Annotated in this window: 21 protein-coding genes; 14 read left to right on the top strand and 7 right to left on the bottom strand. The window is 61.6% G+C overall.

All coding sequences use genetic code 11. The annotated features are described in order from the left end of the window. Positions 1–276: 276 nt before the first annotated feature. Positions 277–1,572, bottom strand: a complete 1,296-nt coding sequence (gbcA, locus tag HDC32_RS18160) for a glycine-betaine demethylase subunit GbcA (RefSeq protein ID WP_131699075.1) — start codon at positions 1,570–1,572, stop codon at positions 277–279. A 282-nt stretch (positions 1,573–1,854) separates the two neighbouring features. Here gbcA and gbcB point away from each other — a divergent pair, with 282 nt between their 5' ends. Next, positions 1,855–2,955 carry a glycine-betaine demethylase subunit GbcB gene (gene gbcB, locus HDC32_RS18155; RefSeq protein WP_090401745.1) on the top strand — a complete coding sequence of 367 codons (1,101 nt, stop codon included), beginning with the start codon at positions 1,855–1,857 and terminating at the stop codon, positions 2,953–2,955. Between the two features lie 147 nt (positions 2,956–3,102). On the opposite strand, the gene HDC32_RS18150 is transcribed toward gbcB, so the two are convergent. Next, a complete protein-coding gene (locus HDC32_RS18150; RefSeq protein WP_131699076.1) occupies positions 3,103–4,143 on the bottom strand; it encodes a low specificity L-threonine aldolase in 1,041 nt (346 codons plus the stop codon). A gap of 90 nt (positions 4,144–4,233) precedes the next feature. Between HDC32_RS18150 and HDC32_RS18145 the strand changes: the two genes are divergently transcribed. The 8 genes from HDC32_RS18145 to fdhA all read left to right on the top strand — a co-directional run bounded on the left by HDC32_RS18145 (position 4,234) and on the right by fdhA (position 14,027). Next, positions 4,234–4,962, top strand: coding sequence for a TraX family protein (locus HDC32_RS18145; RefSeq protein WP_184745033.1), 729 nt, complete (start codon positions 4,234–4,236; stop codon positions 4,960–4,962). Positions 4,963–5,132: 170 nt separating this feature from the next. After that, complete coding sequence (gene glyA, locus HDC32_RS18140) at positions 5,133–6,386, top strand: serine hydroxymethyltransferase (RefSeq protein WP_090401748.1); 1,254 nt, start codon at positions 5,133–5,135, stop codon at positions 6,384–6,386. A 22-nt stretch (positions 6,387–6,408) separates the two neighbouring features. Beyond that, a complete protein-coding gene (locus HDC32_RS18135; RefSeq protein WP_010207084.1) occupies positions 6,409–7,659 on the top strand; it encodes a sarcosine oxidase subunit beta in 1,251 nt (416 codons plus the stop codon). 15 nt (positions 7,660–7,674) lie between these two features. Then, a complete protein-coding gene (locus HDC32_RS18130) occupies positions 7,675–7,977 on the top strand; it encodes a sarcosine oxidase subunit delta (protein WP_027605979.1) in 303 nt (100 codons plus the stop codon). Continuing rightward, positions 7,974–10,991: a sarcosine oxidase subunit alpha gene (locus HDC32_RS18125; RefSeq protein ID WP_131699078.1), complete on the top strand. Its 3,018-nt coding sequence runs from the start codon at positions 7,974–7,976 to the stop codon at positions 10,989–10,991. The genes HDC32_RS18130 and HDC32_RS18125 overlap by 4 nt, the downstream gene beginning before the upstream one ends. Before the next feature lie 130 nt (positions 10,992–11,121). Further along, on the top strand, positions 11,122–11,754 hold the full coding sequence (locus HDC32_RS18120) for a sarcosine oxidase subunit gamma (protein WP_131699079.1): 633 nt from the start codon (positions 11,122–11,124) through the stop codon (positions 11,752–11,754). Between the two features lie 10 nt (positions 11,755–11,764). Then, a complete protein-coding gene (gene purU, locus HDC32_RS18115; protein WP_032883972.1) occupies positions 11,765–12,622 on the top strand; it encodes a formyltetrahydrofolate deformylase in 858 nt (285 codons plus the stop codon). 205 nt (positions 12,623–12,827) lie between these two features. After that, complete coding sequence (gene fdhA / locus HDC32_RS18110; protein ID WP_003176541.1) at positions 12,828–14,027, top strand: formaldehyde dehydrogenase, glutathione-independent; 1,200 nt, start codon at positions 12,828–12,830, stop codon at positions 14,025–14,027. Positions 14,028–14,162: 135 nt separating this feature from the next. Here the strand turns inward: fdhA and HDC32_RS18105 are convergent, their stop codons facing one another. Continuing rightward, entirely contained in the window at positions 14,163–14,621 is a 459-nt protein-coding gene (locus tag HDC32_RS18105) for an anti-sigma factor domain-containing protein (RefSeq protein WP_131699080.1), read from the bottom strand. 136 nt (positions 14,622–14,757) lie between these two features. Here HDC32_RS18105 and HDC32_RS18100 point away from each other — a divergent pair, with 136 nt between their 5' ends. Beyond that, entirely contained in the window at positions 14,758–15,330 is a 573-nt protein-coding gene (locus HDC32_RS18100) for a DUF2780 domain-containing protein (RefSeq protein ID WP_131699081.1), read from the top strand. On the opposite strand, the gene HDC32_RS18095 is transcribed toward HDC32_RS18100, so the two are convergent. Beyond that, positions 15,327–16,214: an acyltransferase gene (locus tag HDC32_RS18095; RefSeq protein ID WP_167656263.1), complete on the bottom strand. Its 888-nt coding sequence runs from the start codon at positions 16,212–16,214 to the stop codon at positions 15,327–15,329. The two genes, HDC32_RS18100 and HDC32_RS18095, sit on opposite strands and share 4 nt — an antisense overlap. A 173-nt stretch (positions 16,215–16,387) precedes the next feature. Here HDC32_RS18095 and HDC32_RS18090 point away from each other — a divergent pair, with 173 nt between their 5' ends. From HDC32_RS18090 to creD, 4 genes are read left to right on the top strand one after another with little or no spacing between them, the layout of a single operon-like run. Then, positions 16,388–16,888, top strand: a complete 501-nt coding sequence (locus tag HDC32_RS18090; protein WP_053131000.1) for an ATP-dependent zinc protease — start codon at positions 16,388–16,390, stop codon at positions 16,886–16,888. A 9-nt stretch (positions 16,889–16,897) separates the two neighbouring features. Next, positions 16,898–17,566, top strand: coding sequence for a two-component system response regulator CreB (gene creB / locus HDC32_RS18085; protein WP_184745031.1), 669 nt, complete (start codon positions 16,898–16,900; stop codon positions 17,564–17,566). Further along, positions 17,566–19,005 (top strand): two-component system sensor histidine kinase CreC, encoded by a 1,440-nt coding sequence (gene creC, locus HDC32_RS18080; RefSeq protein WP_167656261.1) that lies wholly within the window; start codon positions 17,566–17,568, stop codon positions 19,003–19,005. Before creB ends, creC begins: the two co-directional genes overlap by 1 nt. 51 nt (positions 19,006–19,056) lie before the next feature. Next, entirely contained in the window at positions 19,057–20,430 is a 1,374-nt protein-coding gene (gene creD / locus HDC32_RS18075) for a cell envelope integrity protein CreD (protein WP_131699085.1), read from the top strand. Between the two features lie 186 nt (positions 20,431–20,616). On the opposite strand, the gene HDC32_RS18070 is transcribed toward creD, so the two are convergent. From HDC32_RS18070 to HDC32_RS18060, 3 genes are all read right to left on the bottom strand, one after another. After that, positions 20,617–21,246: a glutathione S-transferase gene (locus HDC32_RS18070; RefSeq protein WP_131699086.1), complete on the bottom strand. Its 630-nt coding sequence runs from the start codon at positions 21,244–21,246 to the stop codon at positions 20,617–20,619. 189 nt (positions 21,247–21,435) lie between these two features. Further along, positions 21,436–21,618, bottom strand: coding sequence for a hypothetical protein (locus HDC32_RS18065; protein ID WP_131699087.1), 183 nt, complete (start codon positions 21,616–21,618; stop codon positions 21,436–21,438). Further along, positions 21,615–22,718 carry a PepSY domain-containing protein gene (locus tag HDC32_RS18060; RefSeq protein ID WP_184745030.1) on the bottom strand — a complete coding sequence of 368 codons (1,104 nt, stop codon included), beginning with the start codon at positions 22,716–22,718 and terminating at the stop codon, positions 21,615–21,617. The genes HDC32_RS18065 and HDC32_RS18060 overlap by 4 nt, the downstream gene beginning before the upstream one ends. Between the last annotated feature and the right edge of the window lie 38 nt (positions 22,719–22,756).

The raw sequence follows: 22,756 nt of genomic DNA, 5'->3' as shown, positions 1-22,756 counted from the left end.
AAGGTTTTGATCAATAAATGATCAATGTGGCTTGGGAACCGTCAACTTGAATAAGTCACGGATTTTCTTCAATTAATTTTGGTTGGGTAGCGGAGTTGCCCACAATTGCTGTGGGTGGCTCTGTGGGTAAGTTGTTGGGTAAAGGCTGGAGGGCAGGCTGGCAGAGGTCTGCGAGAGATTTGATCAAATATTAAGCAGTGTAAGGTTCAAGTGTGGGAGGGGCGGTGCGACGATGCGACTGGCCCCCTCCTACATTTTTTGAGCTGTGGGTATCGGTTATTCGTGGGCGGCCACACCCTTGAGGTAAGGCGCCGGGGCTGCACCGAGGTTGTTCAACATGCGCTCGCTGTACCAGTCCACAAAGTTCACCACGCCGAACTCATAGGTCTTGGAATACGGGCCAGGCTGGTAGGCGGTGGAGTTGATCCCGCGCTGGTTCTCTTCGGCCAGGCGACGGTCCTGGTCGTTGGTGGCGTCCCACACCTTGCGCATGCGCTCCACGTCGTAGTCCACGCCTTCCACGGCGTCCTTGTGCACGATCCACTTGGTGGTGACCATGGTTTCCTGTGCGCTGATCGGCCACACGGTGAACACGATAATGTGGTCGCCCATGCAGTGGTTCCACGAATGCGGCAGGTGCAGGATGCGCATCGAGCCCAGGTCGGGGTTCTTGATCCGGCCCATCAGCTTGGCGCAGCCCTGCTTGCCGTCCAGGGTCATCGACACGGTGCCCTTGAGCAGCGGCATGCGCACGATACGGTTACGCAGGCCGAAGCTGGCATGGGCGTAAGGGATCTTCTCGGCATCCCAGGCAGCGGCCGACGCCGCGACGTGGTCCTTGAACGCCTGGTCGGCGCGTGGGTCGGTAACGTCGTCCCACTCCAGCAGGGTTTTCAACAACTCGGGGTGCGACGCGTTGCAGTGGTAGCACTCGCGGTTGTTTTCCAGCACCAGCTTCCAGTTGGCTTTTTCGAACAAGGTGGTCTGGATCGCCACCTTGGTGTTTTCCATGTCGTAGGGTTCCATGTAATGGTTCAACGTCGACAGGAAGTCATCGATGGCCGGCGGGTTCTCGGCCAGGCTGATAAAGATGTAGCCGCCGGCGGTCTTCACATTCACCGGTTTGAGGCCGTATTGCTTCATGTCGAAGTCGGCGCCCATCTCGGTGCCGGCGAACAGCAGGCGGCCGTCGATCTCGTAGGTCCACTGGTGGTAGGGGCAGACCAGCTTGGCGACTTTGCCTTTGTCGCTGGTGCACAGGCGCGAACCCCGGTGGCGACACACGTTATGGAACGCATGCACCACGCCTTCGGCGCCACGGATCACGATGATCGGGTTCTTGCCCACTTGCAGGGTCAGGTAGTTGCCCTTGGTGGGGATTTCGCAGGTCATGCCGGCGATCAACCACTCTTTGTGGAAGATCTCCTGCATGTCGATATCAAACAACCGCTCATCAGAGTAGAACGGCTGCGGCAGCGAAAAGGTGCGCTCGCGCTCTTGGAGCATTTGCGCGGTGGCCTTGCGTGCGGGTTCCAGCGGATCGCCCAAGCTTAAGGTTGCGGTGACGTCCATCGTGTGTGTCCTCATGGCCATTCTGTGTGGCCGGCGAATAGTGGCTGATCAGGTTTGCAGCAAGGCGTAAAGAAAGCGTCGTTGTTGGGAGCGAGTGTGGGGCTGCTGATGCACGGAACCTTATCCATGAGCGACATGGCCCACTCTGTTCCCGACGCGCAACCCCCGTGGTATGGGGGCTGGTCGCGATAAGTATGTGAATGTCGCAGATAGGTAAATGGGTGGTTCTCGCGTTACGCAGAATTGCCACCATAAGGCCGACTATCGGCGGTGGAGAACAGCATGTCCAACAGCTTCCTGAATCCGGTAACCACCCAGACCTGGGCCAATGGTCGGCACATCGTCCGTTGCGTCAAAGTCATCCAGGAAACCTGGGATGTGCGCACCTTCTGCTTTATGGCCGACCAGCCGATCCTGTTCTTTTTCAAGCCGGGGCAGTTCGTCACCCTGGAGCTGGAAATCGACGGCCAGCCGATCATGCGCTCGTACACCATTTCCAGTTCGCCGTCGGTGCCCTACAGCTTCTCGGTGACCATCAAGCGCGTGCCGGGCGGCAAGGTGTCCAACTGGCTGCACGACACGCTGCACGAAGGGCAGGAATTGGCGGTGCACGGGCCGGTCGGGCTGTTCAATGCCATCGACTTCCCGAGTCCGAAAGTCTTGTACCTCAGCGGCGGTGTCGGTATCACCCCGGTGATGTCCATGGCGCGCTGGTTCTACGACACCAACGCCAATGTCGACATGACGTTTATCCACAGCGCGCGTTCGCCCAAAGACATCATCTACCACCGCGAGCTGGAGCATATGGCGTCGCGGATCGACAACTTCAGCTTGCACCTGATCTGCGAAAAACACGGCCTGGGTGAACCTTGGGCCGGCTATCGCGGTTACCTGAACCACAAGATGCTCGAACTGATGGTGCCGGACTTCCTTGAGCGCGAAGTATTCTGCTGCGGTCCTACGCCGTATATGAATGCGGTGAAGCGCCTGCTGGAGGCGGCCGGTTTCGACATGGCGCGGTACCACGAGGAATCCTTCGGTGCCACGCCGCCGGAAGCCCGCGCCGACGCGGTGGAGCAGGCCGAGCAAGCGGCGGATGCGCCGGAAATCGACCTGGCGGATTTGCACCAGGTGGAATTCCTTGCCTCCGGCAAGAGCATTCGCGTCGCGCCGGGCGAGACCGTCCACGCAGCGGCGGCCAAGCTTGGGCTGATGATCCCGAAAGCCTGCGGCATGGGCATTTGCGGAACGTGCAAGGTAATGAAGCTGGGCGGGGAGGTGGAGATGGAGCACAACGGTGGGATCACCGAAGAAGACGAAGCCGAAGGCTACATCCTCTCGTGCTGCAGTGTGCCGAAGGGGGATGTGCGCATCGATTTCTGATTGCTCGAGCAGGCCCAACACAATCCAAATGTGGGAGGGGGCTTGCTCCCGATAGCAGAGTGTCAGCCACTGTATGTGCAAGCTGACCCACCGCTATCGGGAGCAAGCCCCCTCCCACATTTTTTTATGTACATCAGTGAGTCATTGTCAGTCACCCATGACTTCGCGGATATCTGCTGCCAATTCCCGCACGCGCTCTTCGTCGGTATCCCACGCACACATGAACCGCGCGCCACCTTTGCCGATGAAGGTGTAGAAGCGCCAGCCCTTGGCGGTCAGCGCGGCAATCGCCGGTTCCGAGAGTTGCAGGAACACGCCGTTGGCCTGTACCGGGAACATCAACTCCACACCCGGAATATCCGCCACCAGACTGCTGAGCAATTGCGCGCAGTGGTTGGCGTGGCGCGCATGTTTGAGCCAGGCGTCGTTTTCCAGCAGTCCCACCCAAGGGGCGGACAGGAAACGCATTTTTGAGGCCAGTTGGCCGGCCTGTTTGCAGCGGTAGTCGAAGTCTTCGGCCAGCGCGCGGTTGAAGAACAGGATGGCTTCACCCACGGCCATGCCGTTCTTGGTGCCGCCAAAGCACAATACGTCCACTCCGGCTTTCCAGGTCAGGTCGGCCGGCGAGCAGCCGAGGAACGCGCAAGCGTTGGAGAAGCGCGCGCCGTCCATGTGCAGGTTCAGGCCCAGCTCCTTGCAGGTGACGCTGATCGCGCGGATTTCTTCCGGGGTGTAGACGCTGCCGACTTCGGTGGCTTGGGTCAGGGTCACTACGCGGGGTTTGGGGTAGTGGATGTCCTGGCGCTTGAGGGCGATCTCGCGGATCGATTCCGGGGTCAGCTTGCCGTTCTCGGTGCGCGCGGTGAGCAGCTTGGAGCCGTTGGAGAAAAACTCCGGCGCGCCGCATTCGTCGGTCTCGACGTGGGCGGTTTCCGAGCAAATCACGCTATGGTAGCTCTGGCACAAGGAGGACAGCGCCAGGGAGTTGGCGGCCGTACCGTTGAAGGCGAAGAACACTTCGCAGTCGGTTTCGAACAGGTTGCGGAAACCGTCGGCGGCGCGGTGGGTCCATTCATCATCACCGTAGGCGCGTTGATGACCCTGGTTGGCTTGTTCCATGGCGGCCCAGGCTTCCGGGCAAATGCCCGAATAGTTGTCACTGGCGAATTGTTGGCTCTTGTCGGTCATGGCCCATTCCTGTGGTCGATGTTGGTGCGCACTTTAACCAAGATTGTCGGGCGTGCGCACGCACTGTAAATGCAAAGTCACTGGGGAATTATGCACGGTTCTGAAACGATGCCTGTCGGACGCGTCCGTGATGGCGCTTTGGATTTGCTCAAGTGGCTGGCGCTGCTGAGCATGGTGCTGGACCACCTGCGTTATGTCGGTCTGGACCTGGATGGCCTGTATGTGCCGGGGCGCCTGGCGTTCCCGTGGTTTTGCCTGGCGATTGCGGCGAACCTGCACCGGGCCAGAGACCTGGCGGTGAGCGGCCGGTGGCGCTACCTGGGCTGGCTGTTGCTGTTCAGCGTGATCAGCGAGGTGCCGTATCGGCTGTTTATCGAGGATGCCGATACGTTGAACGTGCTGCCCACCTTGGCGTTGGGGCTGCTGGTTGCCCGAGGATGGCAGCAGAAGACGTTTATTGATCGAGGATTGGCGTTGATCGCCGTCACGATAGCGGCGGTATTTTCGTCGCAGTTAATGTTCGGTTTCTTTGGGGTATTGCTGCCACTGGCGATGCTGCTGGTGTTTCGTCGGCCTTGGTATTTCAGTGTGTTGCCAGGATTGGTCTGCGTGGCCGCCAACCAATGGCAGGTCCTGCTCAATAGCGGCACGCCGGTGGCGTTGTTGGGATTGGCGACCTGCCTGATTGCGCCATTGCTCGGTATGGTCTTGTTGCGACACGCAAAAAGCGCTGGGCCACCAGCCATGCGCCGCTGGGCGTATGCCCTGTATCCCATGCACTTCCTCCTGCTGCTACTGCTCCGCCACATCATCGCCTAACCCCTGTGGGAGGGGGCTTGCTCCCACATTTGTTCGGTGTTGTTTCGGCAATGTCGTAAACGCACCTTTGCGTGGCGTCCGTAGGCATTTGGCCTGTCTGCGCCAGCCCTACCATCGCATCAAAGGGCCCTGCATGGGCCTCAACAATACGAAAGGCTGGGAGAGACGCGATGTTCAGCAAACAAGACCAGATCCAAGGGTATGACGACGCACTGCTGGCAGCCATGAATGCCGAGGAGCAGCGTCAGGAAGATCATATCGAGCTGATCGCGTCGGAGAACTACACCAGCAAGCGCGTGATGGAAGCCCAAGGCAGCGGCCTCACCAACAAATACGCCGAAGGCTACCCGGGCAAGCGCTATTACGGTGGCTGCGAGCACGTGGACAAGGTCGAGGCCCTGGCCATCGAGCGCGCCAAGCAACTGTTCGGTGCAGATTACGCCAACGTGCAACCGCACTCCGGCTCCTCCGCCAACAGCGCGGTGTACCTGGCGTTGTTGAACGCCGGCGACACCATCCTCGGCATGAGCCTGGCTCACGGTGGTCACCTGACCCACGGTGCCAAGGTGTCGTCCTCGGGCAAGCTGTACAACGCGGTGCAATACGGCATCAACACCGACACCGGCCTGATCGACTACGACGAAGTCGAGCGCCTGGCCGTGGAGCACAAGCCGAAGATGGTCGTGGCTGGGTTCTCCGCCTACTCCAAGACCCTGGATTTCCCACGCTTTCGCGCGATCGCCGACAAGGTCGGTGCGCTGCTGTTCGTCGACATGGCCCACGTCGCCGGCCTGGTCGCCGCCGGCCTGTACCCGAACCCGCTGCCTTACGCCGATGTGGTCACCACCACCACCCACAAGACCCTGCGCGGTCCACGTGGCGGTTTGATCCTGGCCAAGGCCAACGAAGAAATTGAAAAGAAACTCAACGCCGCCGTATTCCCTGGCGCCCAGGGCGGCCCGCTGATGCATGTGATCGCCGGCAAGGCCGTGTGCTTCAAGGAAGCCCAGGAGCCAGGCTTCAAGGCCTACCAGCAGCAAGTGATCGATAACGCCCAGGCCATGGCCAGCGTGTTTATCAAACGCGGCTACGATGTAGTGTCCGGCGGCACCGATAACCACCTGTTCCTGGTCAGCCTGATTCGTCAGGGCCTCACCGGCAAAGAGGCGGATGCCGCCCTCGGTCGCGCCCACATCACCGTCAACAAGAACGCCGTGCCGAATGACCCGCAGTCGCCGTTCGTGACCTCGGGCCTGCGCATCGGCACCCCGGCGGTGACCACGCGCGGTTTCAAAGTGCCGCAGTGCATCGAGTTGGCCGGTTGGATCTGCGACATCCTCGACAACCTCGGCGACGCCGACGTCGAGGCCAACGTGGCCAAGCACGTGTCTGCCCTGTGCGCTGATTTCCCGGTTTATCGCTGAGCGCGGTTTTGGAGTAATGACTATGCAACGCTACTCGGGCTTCGGCCTCTTCAAGCACTCCCTCAGCCACCACGAAAACTGGCAGAAGATGTGGCGCACGCCGACCCCTAAGAAGGTCTACGACGTGGTCATCGTCGGCGGCGGCGGGCATGGTCTGGCGACGGCTTACTACCTGGCCAAAGAGCACGGCATCACCAACGTGGCCGTGGTCGAGAAAGGCTGGCTGGGCGGCGGTAACACCGCGCGCAACACCACCATCGTACGTTCCAACTACCTGTGGGACGAGTCGGCGCACCTGTACGAACACGCGATGAAACTGTGGGAAGGCCTGTCCCAGGACCTGAACTACAACGTGATGTTCTCCCAGCGTGGCGTCTACAACCTGTGCCACACCCTGCAGGACATCCGTGATTCCGAGCGTCGTGTCAGCGCCAACCGCCTTAACGGCGTGGATGGCGAGTTGTTGAATGCCAAGCAAGTGGCCGACGAGATTCCGTACCTGGATTGCTCGAAAAACACCCGCTACCCAGTACTCGGCGCCACCGTGCAACGGCGCGGCGGCGTGGCCCGTCACGATGCCGTGGCCTGGGGCTTTGCCCGTGCGGCCGACGCACTCGGCGTGGACTTGATCCAGCAGACCGAAGTGATCGGTTTCCGCAAGGAAAACGGCGTGTGCATCGGTGTGGAAACCAACAAGGGCTTTATCGGCGCCAAGCGCGTCGGTGTGGTCACCGCCGGTAACTCCGGTCACATGGCTTCGCTCGCCGGTTTCCGCCTGCCGATCGAATCCCACCCGCTGCAAGCGTTGGTGTCGGAGCCGATCAAGCCGATTATCGACAGCGTGATCATGTCCAACGCCGTGCACGGCTACATCAGCCAGTCCGATAAAGGCGACCTGGTGATCGGCGCCGGTATCGACGGCTACAACGGCTACGGCCAGCGTGGTTCGTACCCGGTGATCGAACACACCATCCAGGCCATCGTCGAGATGTTCCCGGTGCTGTCGCGGGTGCGCATGAACCGTCAGTGGGGCGGCATCGTCGACACCACGCCGGACGCCTGCCCGATCATCTCCAAGACCCCGGTGCCGAACATGTTCTTCAACTGCGGTTGGGGTACCGGTGGCTTCAAGGCCACCCCAGGCTCAGGCAACGTGTTTGCTGCCAGCCTGGCCAAGGGTGAAATGCACCCGTTGGCGGCACCTTTCTCAATCGACCGTTTCCACAACGGTGCGTTGATCGACGAACACGGCGCTGCGGCCGTCGCCCACTAACAGGAGAAATTCCCTATGTTGCATATCTTCTGTCCTCACTGTGGCGAACTGCGCTCCGAAGAGGAATTCCACGCGTCCGGCCAAGCGCACATCCCGCGCCCGCTGGACCCGAATGCCTGCACCGATGAAGAGTGGGGCGACTACATGTTCTTCCGCGATAACCCGCGCGGCCTGCACCACGAACTGTGGATTCACGCCGCCGGTTGCCGCCAGTATTTCAACGCGACCCGCGACACCGTGACCTACGAAATTCTTGAAACCTACAAGATCGGTGAGAAGCCTCAGTTCACCGCCAAGGCCTCTGGAGAGAAGGTATGAGCCAGATCAATCGCCTATCCAACGGTGGCCGCATCGACCGTAATAAAGTCCTGACCTTCAGCTTCAACGGTCAGAGCTACAAAGGCTTTGAAGGCGACACCCTGGCCGCAGCCCTGCTTGCCAACGGCGTCGACATCATTGGCCGCAGCTTCAAGTACTCGCGCCCACGCGGCATCTTCGCTGCCGGCGCCGAAGAGCCGAACGCCGTGCTGCAGATCGGCGCTACCGAAGCCACGCAGATCCCTAACGTGCGTGCCACGCAACAGGCGCTGTACCAAGGTTTGGTCGCCACCAGCACCAACGGCTGGCCGAGCGTCAACAACGACATGATGGGCATCCTCGGCAAGGTCGGCGGCAAGCTGATGCCGCCGGGGTTCTACTACAAAACCTTCATGTACCCGCAATCGTTCTGGATGACCTACGAGAAGTACATCCGCAAGGCCGCAGGCCTGGGTCGCTCGCCGACCGAGAACGACCCGGACACCTACGACAACTTCAACCGCCACTGCGACGTCCTGGTGGTCGGCGCAGGCCCTGCCGGCCTCGCTGCGGCACTGGCTGCCGCACGCAGCGGTGCCCGCGTGATCATCGCCGATGAGCAGGAAGAGTTTGGCGGATCCTTGCTTGATTCCCGCGAAAGCCTCGACGGCAAACCGGCCACCGAATGGGTCGCGAGTGTCATCGCCGAATTGAAAACCCTGCCGGACGTGGTGCTGCTGCCCCGCGCCACCGTCAACGGCTACCACGACCATAACTTCCTGACCATTCACGAGCGCCTCACCGATCACCTGGGTGACCGTGCGCCGATTGGCGTGGTGCGCCAGCGTATCCACCGCGTGCGTGCCCAGCGTGTGGTCCTGGCGACCGGTGCTTGCGAGCGTCCGCTGGTGTACGGCAACAACGATGTGCCGGGCAATATGCTGGCGGGTGCGGTGTCCACCTACGTGCGCCGCTACGGTGTGGCACCGGGCAAGAAACTGGTGCTGTCGACCAACAACGACCACGCTTACCGCGTGGCGCTGGATTGGCTCGATGCCGGCCTGCAAGTCGTGGCGGTGGCCGATGTGCGCCACAACCCACGCGGTGCATTGGTTGAAGAGGCCCGCGCCAAAGGTATTCGGATCCTCACCGGCAGCGCTGTGATCGAGGCCCGTGGCACCAAGCGCGTGACCGCTGCGCGTATCGCCGCGATCGACGTCAAGGCGCATAAAGTCACCAGCCCCGGCGAATGGCTGGACTGCGACCTGGTGGCCAGCTCCGGCGGCTATAGCCCGGTGGTCCACTTGGCCTCGCACCTGGGCGGCAAGCCGACCTGGCGTGAAGACATCCTCGGTTTTGTACCGGGCGAAGCCCCTCAGAAACGTGTGTGCGTCGGTGGCATCAACGGCGTCTACGGCCTTGGCGATTCCCTGGCGGATGGTTTTGAAGGCGGCGTGCGCGCCGCCAGCGAGGCTGGTTTTGCCCCGGTGGAAGGTACGCTGCCAAAAGCCTTGAGCCGGCTGGAAGAGCCAACCCTGGCGCTGTTCCAAGTGCCTCACGAGAAAGCTACCGCACGGGCGCCGAAGCAATTTGTCGACCTGCAAAACGACGTCACCGCCGCCGCCATCGAACTCGCCACCCGCGAAGGTTTCGAGTCGGTGGAACACGTCAAGCGCTACACCGCGTTGGGCTTCGGCACCGACCAGGGCAAGCTCGGTAACGTCAACGGCCTGGCGATTGCCGCGCGCTCGCTGAACGTGACCATCCCGCAGATGGGCACCACCATGTTCCGTCCCAACTACACGCCGGTGACCTTCGGCGCGGTGGCGGGCCGACACTGTGGGCACATCTTCGAGCCGGTGCGCTACACCGCGTTGCAAGCCTGGCACGTGAAAAACGGCGCCGAGTTCGAAGACGTCGGTCAGTGGAAACGCCCGTGGTACTTCCCGCGCAACGGTGAAGACCTGCATGCCGCGGTGAAACGCGAATGCCTGGCCGTGCGCGACAGCGTCGGCCTGCTGGATGCGTCGACCCTCGGCAAGATCGACATTCAAGGCCCGGATGCGCGTGAGTTCCTCAACCGCATTTACACCAACGCCTGGACCAAGCTCGACGTGGGCAAGGCGCGTTACGGCCTGATGTGCAAGGAAGACGGTATGGTCTTCGACGACGGCGTCACCGCCTGCCTCGCCGACAACCACTTCCTGATGACCACCACCACCGGCGGCGCCGCCCGCGTATTGCAGTGGCTGGAAATTTACCAACAGACCGAATGGCCGGACCTCAAGGTGTACTTCACCTCGGTCACCGACCATTGGGCGACCATGACCCTGTCCGGCCCCAACAGCCGCAAGCTGCTGGCGGAAGTCACCGACATCGACCTGGACAAGGACGGCTTCCCGTTCATGACCTGGAAAGAAGGCCTGGTGGGCGGTGTTCCGGCGCGGGTGTTCCGTATCTCGTTTACCGGTGAGTTGTCGTACGAAGTCAACGTGCAGGCCGACTACGCCATGGGCGTGCTTGAACAGATCGTCGCGGCCGGCAAGAAGTACAACCTGACCCCTTACGGCACCGAGACCATGCACGTACTGCGGGCCGAGAAGGGCTTCATCATCGTCGGCCAGGACACTGACGGCTCGATGACCCCGGACGACCTGAACATGGGCTGGTGTGTCGGTCGTACCAAACCGTTCTCGTGGATCGGCTGGCGCGGCATGAACCGGGAAGACTGTGTGCGTGAAGAGCGCAAGCAACTGGTGGGCCTGAAGCCGATCGATCCGAACGTGTGGCTGCCGGAAGGCGCGCAACTGGTGTTCGATCCGAAGCAGACTATTCCGATGAAGATGGTCGGTCACGTCACCTCCAGCTACGCGCATAACTCCCTGGGTTATTCGTTTGCCATGGGCGTGGTCAAGGGCGGCTTGAAGCGCATCGGTGAGCGGGTGTTCTCGCCCCAGGCGGATGGCAGCGTGATCGAAGCGGAGATTGTGTCTTCGGTGTTCTTTGATCCTAAGGGTGATCGGCAGAACATCTGATAGACCGCGGCGCGGCCATCGGGAGCAAGCCCCCTCCCACATTTTGATATGTGAATACTTTCAAATGTGGGAGGGGGCTTGCCCCCGATGAGGCCATCAGCCTCACAACAGAATTCAGGAAAGGTGCTCCATGACAGCAGCCAATGTTTACCAACAACGCCCCACCTCCGGCGCCAAGGCCGAGTCGTCGCTGCACCATGCCGACCTCGCCAGCCTGGTCGGCAAGGGCCGCAAGAACGCCGGTGTGACCGTGCGCGAAAAGAAATTGCTTGGTCATCTCACGATCCGTGGCGACGGCCATGACGCCGCCTTCGCCGCCGGCGTGCACAAGGCCCTGGGCATCGAACTGCCCGGCGCCCTGCAGGTCATCGTCAAAGGCGAAACCAGCCTGCAATGGCTCGGCCCGGATGAGTGGTTGCTGATCGTGCCAAGCGGTGAGGAATTCGCCGCCGAACAAAACCTGCGCGCCGCCCTGGGTGACCTGCATATCCAGGTCGTCAACGTCAGCGGCGGCCAGCAGATCCTCGAACTCAGCGGCCCGAACGTGCGCGATGTGCTGATGAAATCCACCAGCTATGACGTGCACCCCAACAACTTCCCGGTGGGCAAGGCGGTGGGCACGGTGTTCGCCAAGTCGCAGCTGGTGATTCGCCACACCGCTGAAGACACCTGGGAACTGCTGATTCGTCGCAGCTTTTCGGATTACTGGTGGTTGTGGTTGCAGGACGCCTCGGCCGAATTTGGCCTGAGCGTTCAAGCCTGAGGAATGACCCATGAGCCGCGCACCCGATACATGGATTTTGACCGCCGACTGCCCCAGCGTGCTCGGCACGGTGGACGCGGTTACCCGCTACCTGTTCGAGCAGGGCTGCTACGTCACCGAGCACCATTCGTTCGATGACCGCCTCTCGGGTCGGTTTTTTATTCGCGTGGAATTTCGCCAGCCGGATGGCTTCGACGAGCAGGCTTTCCGCGATGGCCTGGCCACGCGGGGTGAAGCCTTTGGCATGATCTTCGAGCTGACGGCGCCGAACTACCGGCCAAAAGTGGTGATCATGGTCTCCAAGGCCGATCACTGCCTCAACGACCTGCTGTACCGTCAGCGTATCGGTCAGCTGTCGATGGACGTGGTCGCGGTGGTGTCCAACCATCCCGATCTCAAACCTTTGGCCGACTGGCATCAAATTCCCTACTACCATTTCCCCCTCGACCCTAACGACAAACCGTCCCAGGAGCGTCAGGTGTGGCAAGTGATTGAAGAGACCGGCGCCGAACTGGTGATCCTTGCGCGCTACATGCAAGTGCTGTCGCCGGAGCTGTGCCGCAAGCTGGACGGCAAGGCCATCAATATCCACCACTCGTTGCTGCCGGGGTTCAAGGGCGCCAAGCCGTATCACCAGGCCTACAACAAGGGCGTGAAATTGGTCGGCGCCACGGCGCATTACATCAACAACGACCTGGACGAAGGCCCGATCATCGCCCAGGGTGTGGAAGTGGTGGATCACAGTCACTACCCCGAGGATCTGATTGCCAAGGGGCGGGACATCGAAGGGCTGACACTGGCTCGGGCGGTGGGGTATCACATTGAGCGACGGGTGTTCTTGAATGCCAATAGGACTGTGGTGCTCTGACTGCCGCCATCGGGAGCAAGCCCCCTCCCACATTTTGACTGTGTGAACCCAATCAAGTGTGGGAGGGGCGGTGCGACGATTCGACTTGCCCCCGATGAGGCCCTCACAAACAACACAAGAAACAGCATCTGTACCCGAGCACTTAAACGCGCTGCCCACCCAAAAGGGCAACGCAGTTCCATAAAAACAACAGCGAGGTGAAAGCATGTCTGGTAATCGTGGTGTCGTGTATCTCGGCAACGGCAAGGTCGAAGTACAGAAAATCGACTATCCCAAAATGCAGGACCCCCGTGGCAGGAAGATTGAGCACGGCGTCATCCTGCGCGTGGTCTCCACCAACATCTGCGGCTCCGACCAACACATGGTGCGCGGCCGCACTACTGCCCAGACCGGTCTGGTGCTCGGTCACGAGATCACCGGTGAAGTGATCGAGAAGGGCAGCGACGTCGAAAACCTGAAGATCGGCGACCTGGTTTCCGTCCCCTTCAACGTCGCCTGCGGGCGCTGCCGCTCTTGCAAAGAGCAACACACCGGCGTGTGCCTCACCGTCAACCCGGCCCGTGCCGGTGGTGCCTACGGCTATGTCGACATGGGCGACTGGACCGGCGGCCAGGCCGAGTACGTGCTGGTGCCGTACGCCGACTTCAACCTGCTGAAACTGCCGGACCGTGACAAGGCCATGGAGAAAATCCGTGACCTGACCTGCCTCTCCGACATTCTCCCGACCGGCTACCACGGTGCCGTTACCGCTGGCGTAGGCCCTGGCAGCACCGTCTACATCGCCGGTGCCGGCCCGGTCGGCCTGGCGGCTGCTGCGTCTGCACGTCTGCTGGGTGCGGCGGTGGTGATCATCGGCGACGTCAATCCGATCCGCCTGGCCCACGCCAAGGCCCAGGGTTTCGAAATTGCCGACCTGTCCACCGACACCCCCCTGCACGAGCAAATCGCCGCGCTGCTCGGCGAGCCGGAAGTGGACTGTGCCGTCGACTGCGTAGGCTTTGAAGCCCGCGGCCACGGGCACGACGGCGTCAAGGCCGAAGCCCCGGCCACGGTGCTCAACTCACTGATGGGCGTGGTGCGCGTGGCGGGCAAGATCGGTATCCCCGGCCTGTACGTCACCGAAGATCCAGGTGCTGTGGATGCCGCCGCGAAAATGGGCAGCCTGAGCATTCGTTTCGGCCTGGGCTGGGCCAAATCCCACAGCTTCCACACCGGGCAAACGCCAGTGATGAAGTACAACCGCCAACTGATGCAGGCGATCATGTGGGACCGCATCAACATCGCCGAGATCGTCGGCGTGCAGGTGATCAGCCTGGATGACGCGCCACGTGGGTACGGCGAGTTCGATGCGGGCGTGCCGAAGAAGTTTGTGATTGATCCGCATAAGTTGTTCAGTGCGGCGTAAATCCCAGGCATACGAAAACCCAAATGTGGGAGGGGGCTTGCTCCCGATAGCGTTCAGTCAGTTACCTATTTACTGGCTGACTCAACGCCATCGGGAGCAAGCCCCCTCCCACAGTGGGTTGTGGTGTTTGGAACATCAGCGGTTGGCCAAAGCCCCCTGATAGACGGTCGGGCCCGTCGGTTGCTTGCTCACCGAGCCGCCTTTGCTCTCCGCACTCACCATCAATTCCACCGGCTTGCTGATCGAGGCCTGCTGCCTCGGGTTCAAGCCGATGATGCCCTCGCCATCCTCTGGTATCAGTCCAAGTGACACGGGCTTGCCGTCGTCGGGAATCGCCCACAGTTCCAGGCTCTGATCCGACGCGGGTGCGGTGATGGCGATGGGTTGCACTTTCAGGTAATCCTTGTGCGCCATGATTTGCGCGGCCGGCTGTTGGGTGGTGGTCACCAGCGTGGCGGCGGACTTGACGTTGTCCTGGGTGTAGAACGCGCCGCCGAGACCGGCGACTATGGCAATGCACACACCGATAAACATCCGGGGGCGGCTCCAAAAAGGGGGCTTGGATTCAATCACTTGGGGGCGGGTCGCGCTCATAGGGCTGTTTCCTGGAAAGTTTTGACGTTGTTTCATGGACTCTGATCTGGCCATTGGGTTCCTGGGCCGCTCGGAACAATGTGCCGGATGCCCAGTCAAACGCCTGCGTTTACCCCTACATCCAGAGGTTGTTTCAATGAAGATTTCACGCGGTTTCGCCCTTTCCTGCCTGATGAGCCTGGCCGCCACCCCGGTGTTTGCCGCGGGATTCAGCCTTGGCGACGCGGCCAATGCCATCTCCGGCATGCAAGGGGGCAATAACAAGGCAGCAGCTGCAGCACCGTCGTCCGAGACGGCCGGCCTGCTCAGCGCCCTGACCTCGCAACTGAACATCACCCCCGAACAAGCCGTAGGCGGTACCGGCGCGATGCTGGGCCTGGCCAAGAACAAATTGAGCGGCAACGACTATTCGCAACTGGGTAACAGCGTGCCGGGCCTCGACCAACTGTCGGGCAACAATGCATTGGGCAGCCTCGGGGCCTTGAGCGGGATGCTCGGCCAGACCGGCGGTAGCAAGACCAGCGGCCTGGACGGCTTGCTGGGTAACGTGAAGAACACCAACGACCTGAACACCGCGTTCAGCGCCTTGGGTATGGACAGTGGCATGGTCGGCCAGTTTGCCCCGGTGATCCTGCAATACCTGGGCGGGCAGGGCGCCAATAGCTCGCTGCTGGGTAAACTGGCCCAGGCCTGGGGCACCGGGAGCTAAATACGCTCCGCGCGCAGTTGTTCGATGCGTGCGTCTTTCTGCGTCCAGAGCTGGTTGACCCAGCTCTGGACGGTCTGGCGAAACGCCGGATCGTTTTCGTAATCACCTTGCCACAACGCCGGGTCCAGCTCACGGGTCTGGATGTCGATGATCACCTTGGGCACTGCGCCGCTGATCAAATCCCAGAATCCCGGAATCTTTTGCTGCGGATAGACCACGGTCACGTCGAGCACGGCGTCCAGCTGTTCCCCCAGCGCCGCCAGCACAAACGCCACGCCGCCCGCCTTGGGCTTGAGCAGGTGAGTGAATGGCGAAGCCTGCTGCTTGCGCTTGGCCTCGCCGAACCGCGTGCCTTCGAGGTAATTGACCACGGTCACTGGCTGGCGCTTGAACAGCTCGCAGGCCTCCTTGGTGATCTTCAAATCCTGCCCCGCCAGCTCCGGGTGCCTGGCCAGGAACGCCTTGGTGTAGCGCTTCATGAACGGGTAATCCAACGCCCACCAGGCCAGCCCCAGGAAGGGCACCCAGATCAGCTCTTTTTTCAGGAAGAATTTGAAGAACGGTGTGCGGCGGTTGAGGGCCTGGATCAGCGCCGGGATATCCACCCAGGATTGGTGGTTGCTGATCACCAGGTAGCTGGTATCGCCGCGCAGCTCATCACCGCCGCGAATGTCCCATTGGGTGGGGATGCACAAGGAAAAAATCAGCTTGTCGATCTCGGCCCAGGTCTCGGCGATCCACATCACCGCCCATGAGGCGTAGTCCCGATAGCGTCCGGGCGCCACCAGTTTGAGCAGGGCAAATACCATCAGCGGTCCGATCAGGACCAGGGTGTTGAGCAACAGCAGCAGTGAGACAAAACAGCCGGTGAGCAGGCGGCGCATAAGTAACTCTTGGAATCTTGTGGGCGGGCCATCATAAGCAAGCTGAGTCTAGAGGCCAAATCGCAAATGGCCGTACGAATGTTTCACAATGTGCCGGTTATGGTGGGTGTGACTAACTAAGTGCTGTCTTTGCGGTCTAGAATCCGCCTACTTCTTTCCGAGGAAATCACTTCGTGAAACTGCTTCTTGCCTCCCTCGCCCTGGCTGCCCTGCCTGTCATGGCTGCCGAGCCGACCCTTTACGGTCGCTATGAATACATCCAGTTGCCGGAGATCGGCGAAACCTTCAAGGCCAAGATGGACACCGGCGCGCTGACGGCTTCGCTGTCGGCCCGTGACATCGAAACCTTCACCCGTGACGGTGACGACTGGGTGCGCTTCCGCCTCGGCGGCAAGGACGCCACCAACAAGGTCTACGAGCACAAGGTGTCGCGCATCAGCAAGATCAAGAGCCGCGCCGATGAAGACGATGACAAGGACGAAGCCACTGTGGCCAAGCGCCCGGTGATCGACCTGGAAATGTGCCTGGGCAACGTCAAGCGTACCGTCGAGGTCAACCTGACCGACCGCAGCAGCTTCAATTACCCGTTGCTGATCGGCGCCAAGGCCTTGCGTGAATTTGGCGCAGCAGTAAACCCGGCCCGTCGCTACACTGCCGACAAACCGGACTGCTGATTTGAACCCATGCCCCACATCCTGATTGTCGAAGACGAAGCGGCAATAGCCGACACGCTGATATTCGCCCTGCAGGGCGAGGGCTTTACCACCACCTGGCTGAGCCTCGGCCAGGAGGCGTTGGCCCATCAGCGCCAGACCCCCGCCGACCTGATCATCCTCGACATCGGCCTGCCGGACATCAGCGGTTTTGAAACCTGCAAGCAATTGCGCCGTTTCAGTGAAGTGCCGGTGATGTTCCTCAGCGCGCGGGATGGCGAGATCGACCGCGTGGTGGGGCTGGAGATCGGCGCCGACGATTACGTGGTCAAGCCGTTCAGCCCGCGGGAAGTGGCGGCGCGAGTGCGGGCGATCCTCAAACGCGTCGGCCCCGGTGTGGCGCCGGCGCTGTTCCAGGTTGACCTGGAGCGCATGCAAATCAGCTATCGCAGCCAACCCCTGAGCCTGACCCGGCATGAATTTCGCCTGCTGCAAAGCCTGCTGGAGCAACCCGAGCGGGTGTTCAGCCGCGAGCAGTTGCTGGACGCGGTGGGCGTGGCGGCCGACGCCGGTTACGAGCGCAATATCGACAGCCACATCAAGAGCCTGCGCAGCAAGTTACGCAGCGTGGCCGCCGATGCTGAGCCGATCCAGACCCATCGCGGCCTCGGCTACAGCTACAGCCCGAGCAACAGCTGATGCGCCTGGGGCTGCGGATTTTCCTGGTGTATGCGCTGTTTATCGGCCTCACCGGTTACTTCGTGCTTAGCACGGTGATGAAGGAAATCCGCCCTGGCGTGCGCCAATCCACCGAAGAAACCCTGGTGGATACCGCCAACCTGCTGGCCGAGATCCTGCGCGAAGACGTGAAGAACGGCACCCTCGGGCAGAGTCACTGGCCGGAGCTGCTCAAGGCCTACGGCAATCGCCAGCCGGGCGCGACCATCTGGGGCCTGCCGAAAAACCAGGTCAACCATCGTATCTACGTCACCGACGCCAACGGCACCGTGTTGCTCGACTCCATGGGCGAAGCGGTGGGCCAGGACTATTCGAAGTGGAACGACGTGTACCTGACCCTGCGCGGCGAGTACGGCGCGCGTTCCACTCGCAGTGCAGCGGATGATCCCACCTCATCGGTGATGCACGTGGGCGCGCCGATCCGCGATAACGGGCAGATCATCGGCGTGGTCACCGTGGCTAAACCGAACAGCTCGCTGCAGCCGTATGTCGACCGCACTGAACGCCGCCTGCTGTGGTACGGCGCGGGCCTGGTCATCCTCGGCCTGTTGCTCGGCGCGCTGTTGTCGTGGTGGCTGAGCGTTGCACTGCGGCGCCTGACCGCTTACGCCGAAGCCGTCAGTGAAGGCCGAAGGGCCGAGCTACCGCATTATCGCGGCGGCGAGCTGAAGCAGCTGTCCACCGCTGTCGAGCACATGCGTACGCAACTGGAGGGCAAGGCCTACGTCGAACATTACGTCCACACCCTGACCCATGAATTGAAAAGCCCGCTGGCAGCGATTCGCGGCGCGGCCGAGCTGTTGCAGGGCGAGATGAGCCGCGAACAGCAGCAGCGCTTCGTCGGCAATATCGACAGCGAAAGCGCGCGCCTGCAACAGTTGATCGAGCGCCTGCTGAACCTGGCGCAGGTGGAACAACGCCAGGGTTTGGAAGAGCAGACGAGTATCCCGCTGGCGGCCTTGGTCGACGCTGTACTCAACGCCCAATGTGCGCGAATCGAAGGCGCCGGGCTGCACGTCGAACAGACAATTGCCGCTGAAGTGAAGGTAGTCGGCGAACCCTTCCTGTTGCGCCAGGCCCTGGGCAACTTGCTGGACAACGCGCTGGACTTCACACCGCCCGGTGGCGTGTTGAGATTCAGCGCACAGACGCTGCACAACGACGTGCAGGTGAGCCTGTTCAATCAGGCTGCCCCGATCCCCGACTACGCCCTGCCGCGCCTCAGCGAGCGCTTCTACTCCTTGCCGCGCCCCGGCAGCGGGCGCAAAAGTACCGGCCTGGGCCTCAATTTTGTCGAGGAAGTCATGAAGCTGCACGGCGGCACCCTGCAGATCGGTAATGTGCCTGGCGGCGTGCACGTGGTGCTGCATCTCCACACAGTCTCCACATTGCCCACATAAATCCCCCACACAGGCTGCCCAGACTCTCCCCATCAAAACAGGGAGAGACCCATGAACCGCAGCCTGCTTTTCAAACTTGGCGCGATTGCGCTGCTGATCCTGCTGTTGCTGATTCCGTTGCTGATGATCAACGGCATCATCAGTGACCGCCAGCAACTGCGCGACGGCGTCCTGATGGACATCGCGCGCAGTTCCAGCTACGCCCAGCGCCTCACCGGCCCGGTGATGGTGGTGCCGTATCGCAAGACCGTGCGCGAGTGGAAGCTCAATGAAAAGCTCAACAAGCGCTACGAGGTCACCCGTGAAGAGCGGGGTCGTCTGTATTTCCTGCCGGACCGTTTTGAGCTCGACGGCAAGGTGCAGACCGAACTGCGCGCACGGGGTATTTACCAGGCGCGGCTCTTCCATGCCGACAACCGTATCAGTGGGCGTTTCGAGCTGCCGGCGCAGTTGGGCATCACCGAAGACTTTGCCGATTACCGCTTTGAACCGGCGTTTCTGGCGGTGGGGATCAGCGATATTCGCGGCATCGAAAATGCGCTGAAGCTGGAGCTGGGCAGCCAGCGCCTGGAGTTCGAACCAGGCTCCCAGGTGGACTGGCTGGGGGAGGGCGTGCATGTGGCATTGCCAGAGCAGGACAGCAGAAAACCGGCCGTAGTGGACTTCGCCTTCGATCTGCGCCTGCAAGGCACCGAGCAGCTGCAAGTGGTACCGGTGGGCAAGACCAGTCAGGTGTCCCTGGCCTCCAACTGGCCGCACCCCAGCTTTATCGGCAACTTCCTGCCGGCCCGGCGCGAAGTGACTGACAGCGGCTTCACGGCCAACTGGCAGACCTCGTTCTTTTCCACCAACCTCGAGCAGGCGCTGCAATCCTGTTTGGACCAGCAAGGCTGTGACGACTTCAACAACCGCAGCTTCGGTGTGAACTTCATCGACCCGGTGGACCAGTACCTCAAGAGCGACCGCGCGATCAAATACGCGCTGCTGTTTATCGCCCTGACCTTTGCTGGTTTCTTCCTCTTCGAAGTGCTCAAGAGTCTGGCGGTGCACCCGATTCAATACGCGTTGGTGGGCGTTGCCTTGGCGTTCTTCTACCTGCTGTTGTTGTCGTTGTCCGAGCACCTGGGCTTTGCCTTGGCCTACCTGATTTCGGCGAGTGCCTGTGTGCTGTTGATCGGGTTCTACGTATGCCACGTGCTGCGCAGCGTTGCCCATGGCCTGGGGTTTTCGGCGGGGTTGGCGGCGTTGTATGGCTTGCTGTACGGGCTGTTGAGTGCCGAGGACTACGCGCTGCTGATGGGCTCGCTGCTGCTGTTCGGGCTGCTGGGTACGGTGATGGTGCTGACACGTAAGCTGGATTGGTATGGCGTGGGCAAGCGCAAGGTGGCCGAGCCGCTGCAGTTCGATCTGGAGGCGGTGCAATGATCGGGTTGCGGGAGGATCAGCAAGTGGGGGCGCATTTAGCCGCAAGGATCGTTACATTCCTCAATACCACCACCGTCCAATGTGGGAGTGGGCTTGCCCGCGATAGCGGTGGTTCAGAAACAGATGTGCTGAATGACATACCGCGATCGCGGGCAAGCCCGCTCTCACATTGGGTCGGTGTGAACGTCACACGGGCGGCTGGGTCTCCAGCATCGAAGGTCGCTGGCTGACCTCGGCATACCAGGCGGCCAGCTTGGGGTTATCCGAGCGCCATTGCATATCCGGATGGCGGAAGTCGAGGTAGCCCAGGGCGCAGGCCACGCTGATCGAAGCGATGTCGAAGTGGCTGGTCAGCTCGGCGATGGCGTCCTGTTCCAGCTCGGCGAGGGCGCGACGGATCTTGTTGCGCTGTTCGTCGAGCCACGGCGCCCAGTGTTTTTCCGCCGGGCGCAGGGCGGTCTCGTAACGCACCAGCACGGCGGCATCCATGATGCCGTCGGCCATCGAGGCCAGGGTCAGGCGCCGCCAGCGGGCCGAGCCATCGCGGGGGATCAGCGGGTTGCCGACGTGCTGGTGGTCGAAGTAATCGAGGATCACCCGGCTGTCGTGCAGCACGGTGCCGTCGGCCAGGCGCAGGGCCGGGATCTTGCCCACGGGGTTGTCTTGCACCAACTGCGCATCGGGGTTGACCGGTGTCGGCATGCAGCCATGCAGGGCGACGCGGTCCTGCTGGCCGGTCTCGGCCAGCAACACGCGGACTTTACGCACGAACGGTGACGCGGGGTTGTGGAACAAGGTCATGCTGGGAGTGGACATGGGCAAACCTCAAAATTGACTGTGGCTAGCCTAGAGGGTTGCGCTGTGGCTGGCGAGGGGGAATGCGGGTGTTCTTGAGGGCCTCATCGGGAGCAAGCCCCCTCCCACAGTTGACCGAGTTGTCATGACGACCGCGTAACACATGTGGGAGGGGCGGTGCGACGATTCGACTTGCCCCCGATAGCGCCCTCAGCCACGCCGCTTGAACAACGCCCAAATACCAATGGCAGCCGGCAGGCCCAACCCCAACCAACTCAACGAATCCCACAGCCCATCCCCCAGCAACGCCGCAAACAACCCGGTGGCGCTGAGCAGGCCAATCCCCAGCGGAATACCAAATACCTTCCAGAAACTCGACTGCCTTGGCTTCATGCCTTGCCCGCCTTGCGCCGCACGATCCACAGGTAAATCCCACTCACCAGCACGATGATGGTCAGCACATCCAGCGCCGCCCAGAGGATCTTCATCGGCATGCCGCCGTAGTCACCAAAGTGCAGGGGCTGCGACATGCCCATGGCGTCCATGTACCACGGTCGTTCGGCGATGGCGGTGACGGCCAGGGTGCTGGCGTCGATCAGGACCGGCGGGAGCAGGTGCGAGGTCAGGTGCGTGCTGCCCTTCATGAACACCGCGTAATGGTGCTCGCTGGAAAAGCGTGTGCCGGGGAAGGCGATAAAGTCCGGCTGCATACCCGGCGCGGCCTTGGCGGCAATGCTCAGCAGCTCGCTCGCGGGTGCGCGTTGGGTCAGGGGCGGGGCGTTTTTATAGGGTTCGATCATCGCGCTGAGGCTGTCGGTGCGCCAGGCGGCGATGATCAAATCGGCACAGGCGCTGATCACGCCGGTCACGCCCACCACCAGTGCCCACGTCAGGGTGACCACGCCGATCAGGTTGTGCAGGTCGAGCCAGCGCAGGCGCGTGGACTTGTCCTGGCGCACGGTGGCGAACTTCAAGCGGCGCATGAACGGCAGGTACAGCACCGTGCCCGAGACAATCGCCAGCACAAACAGAATACCCATGAACGCCAGCAGCAACTTGCCCGGCAGGCCGGCGAACATATCCACATGCAGGCGCAGCAGGAACAGGGTGAGCCCGCCATTGGCCGACGGCATCTCGACCGCATCGCCGGTGCGCGCGTCGAGCATGAAGGTGTGGGATGAGTTGGGCTCGGTGCCGGCCGTGGCGGCCATGATCGCGATCACGCCGTTCTTGTCGTCTTCGTCCCACGCCAGGTATTGCATGGCCTCGCCCGGGCGATGGGCCTGGGCTTTGGTCACCAGTTGCTCGAGGTCGAGCTGTGGCGTATCGGCGGGCATCTGCGCCAGTTCGGGCTCGTTGCCCAGCAGGTGATCGATCTCGTGGTGAAACACCAGCGGCAGGCCGGTGAGGGCGAGCAGCAGCAGGAACACCGTGCAGATCAGGCTGGTCCAGGTGTGGATGAAGGACCAGCGGCGGATGGTTTTGCTTTTCATTTTCTAGCCTTCGGACACGCCAAAGCCGCCCACAAGGG

Origin of the sequence: Pseudomonas sp. JAI120 (genome assembly GCF_014207255.1) — a bacterium.
GTDB lineage: Bacteria > Pseudomonadota > Gammaproteobacteria > Pseudomonadales > Pseudomonadaceae > Aquipseudomonas.
Note: the sequence above shows the minus strand (reverse complement) of the source record. Positions and strands in the feature narration are given on the sequence as shown.

Excerpts from the sequence above, each read along its gene's own strand:
- gbcA (WP_131699075.1), bottom strand. The coding sequence starts at position 1,572 with ATGGACGTCACCGCAACCTTAAGCTTGGGCGATCCGCTGGAACCCGCA.
- gbcB (WP_090401745.1), top strand. The coding sequence starts at position 1,855 with ATGTCCAACAGCTTCCTGAATCCGGTAACCACCCAGACCTGGGCCAAT.
- HDC32_RS18150 (WP_131699076.1), bottom strand. The coding sequence starts at position 4,143 with ATGACCGACAAGAGCCAACAATTCGCCAGTGACAACTATTCGGGCATT.
- HDC32_RS18145 (WP_184745033.1), top strand. The coding sequence starts at position 4,234 with ATGCACGGTTCTGAAACGATGCCTGTCGGACGCGTCCGTGATGGCGCT.
- glyA (WP_090401748.1), top strand. The coding sequence starts at position 5,133 with ATGTTCAGCAAACAAGACCAGATCCAAGGGTATGACGACGCACTGCTG.
- HDC32_RS18135 (WP_010207084.1), top strand. The coding sequence starts at position 6,409 with ATGCAACGCTACTCGGGCTTCGGCCTCTTCAAGCACTCCCTCAGCCAC.
- HDC32_RS18130 (WP_027605979.1), top strand. The coding sequence starts at position 7,675 with ATGTTGCATATCTTCTGTCCTCACTGTGGCGAACTGCGCTCCGAAGAG.
- HDC32_RS18125 (WP_131699078.1), top strand. The coding sequence starts at position 7,974 with ATGAGCCAGATCAATCGCCTATCCAACGGTGGCCGCATCGACCGTAAT.
- HDC32_RS18120 (WP_131699079.1), top strand. The coding sequence starts at position 11,122 with ATGACAGCAGCCAATGTTTACCAACAACGCCCCACCTCCGGCGCCAAG.
- purU (WP_032883972.1), top strand. The coding sequence starts at position 11,765 with ATGAGCCGCGCACCCGATACATGGATTTTGACCGCCGACTGCCCCAGC.
- fdhA (WP_003176541.1), top strand. The coding sequence starts at position 12,828 with ATGTCTGGTAATCGTGGTGTCGTGTATCTCGGCAACGGCAAGGTCGAA.
- HDC32_RS18105 (WP_131699080.1), bottom strand. The coding sequence starts at position 14,621 with ATGAGCGCGACCCGCCCCCAAGTGATTGAATCCAAGCCCCCTTTTTGG.
- HDC32_RS18100 (WP_131699081.1), top strand. The coding sequence starts at position 14,758 with ATGAAGATTTCACGCGGTTTCGCCCTTTCCTGCCTGATGAGCCTGGCC.
- HDC32_RS18095 (WP_167656263.1), bottom strand. The coding sequence starts at position 16,214 with ATGCGCCGCCTGCTCACCGGCTGTTTTGTCTCACTGCTGCTGTTGCTC.
- creB (WP_184745031.1), top strand. The coding sequence starts at position 16,898 with ATGCCCCACATCCTGATTGTCGAAGACGAAGCGGCAATAGCCGACACG.
- creC (WP_167656261.1), top strand. The coding sequence starts at position 17,566 with ATGCGCCTGGGGCTGCGGATTTTCCTGGTGTATGCGCTGTTTATCGGC.
- creD (WP_131699085.1), top strand. The coding sequence starts at position 19,057 with ATGAACCGCAGCCTGCTTTTCAAACTTGGCGCGATTGCGCTGCTGATC.
- HDC32_RS18070 (WP_131699086.1), bottom strand. The coding sequence starts at position 21,246 with ATGTCCACTCCCAGCATGACCTTGTTCCACAACCCCGCGTCACCGTTC.
- HDC32_RS18065 (WP_131699087.1), bottom strand. The coding sequence starts at position 21,618 with ATGAAGCCAAGGCAGTCGAGTTTCTGGAAGGTATTTGGTATTCCGCTG.
- HDC32_RS18060 (WP_184745030.1), bottom strand. The coding sequence starts at position 22,718 with ATGAAAAGCAAAACCATCCGCCGCTGGTCCTTCATCCACACCTGGACC.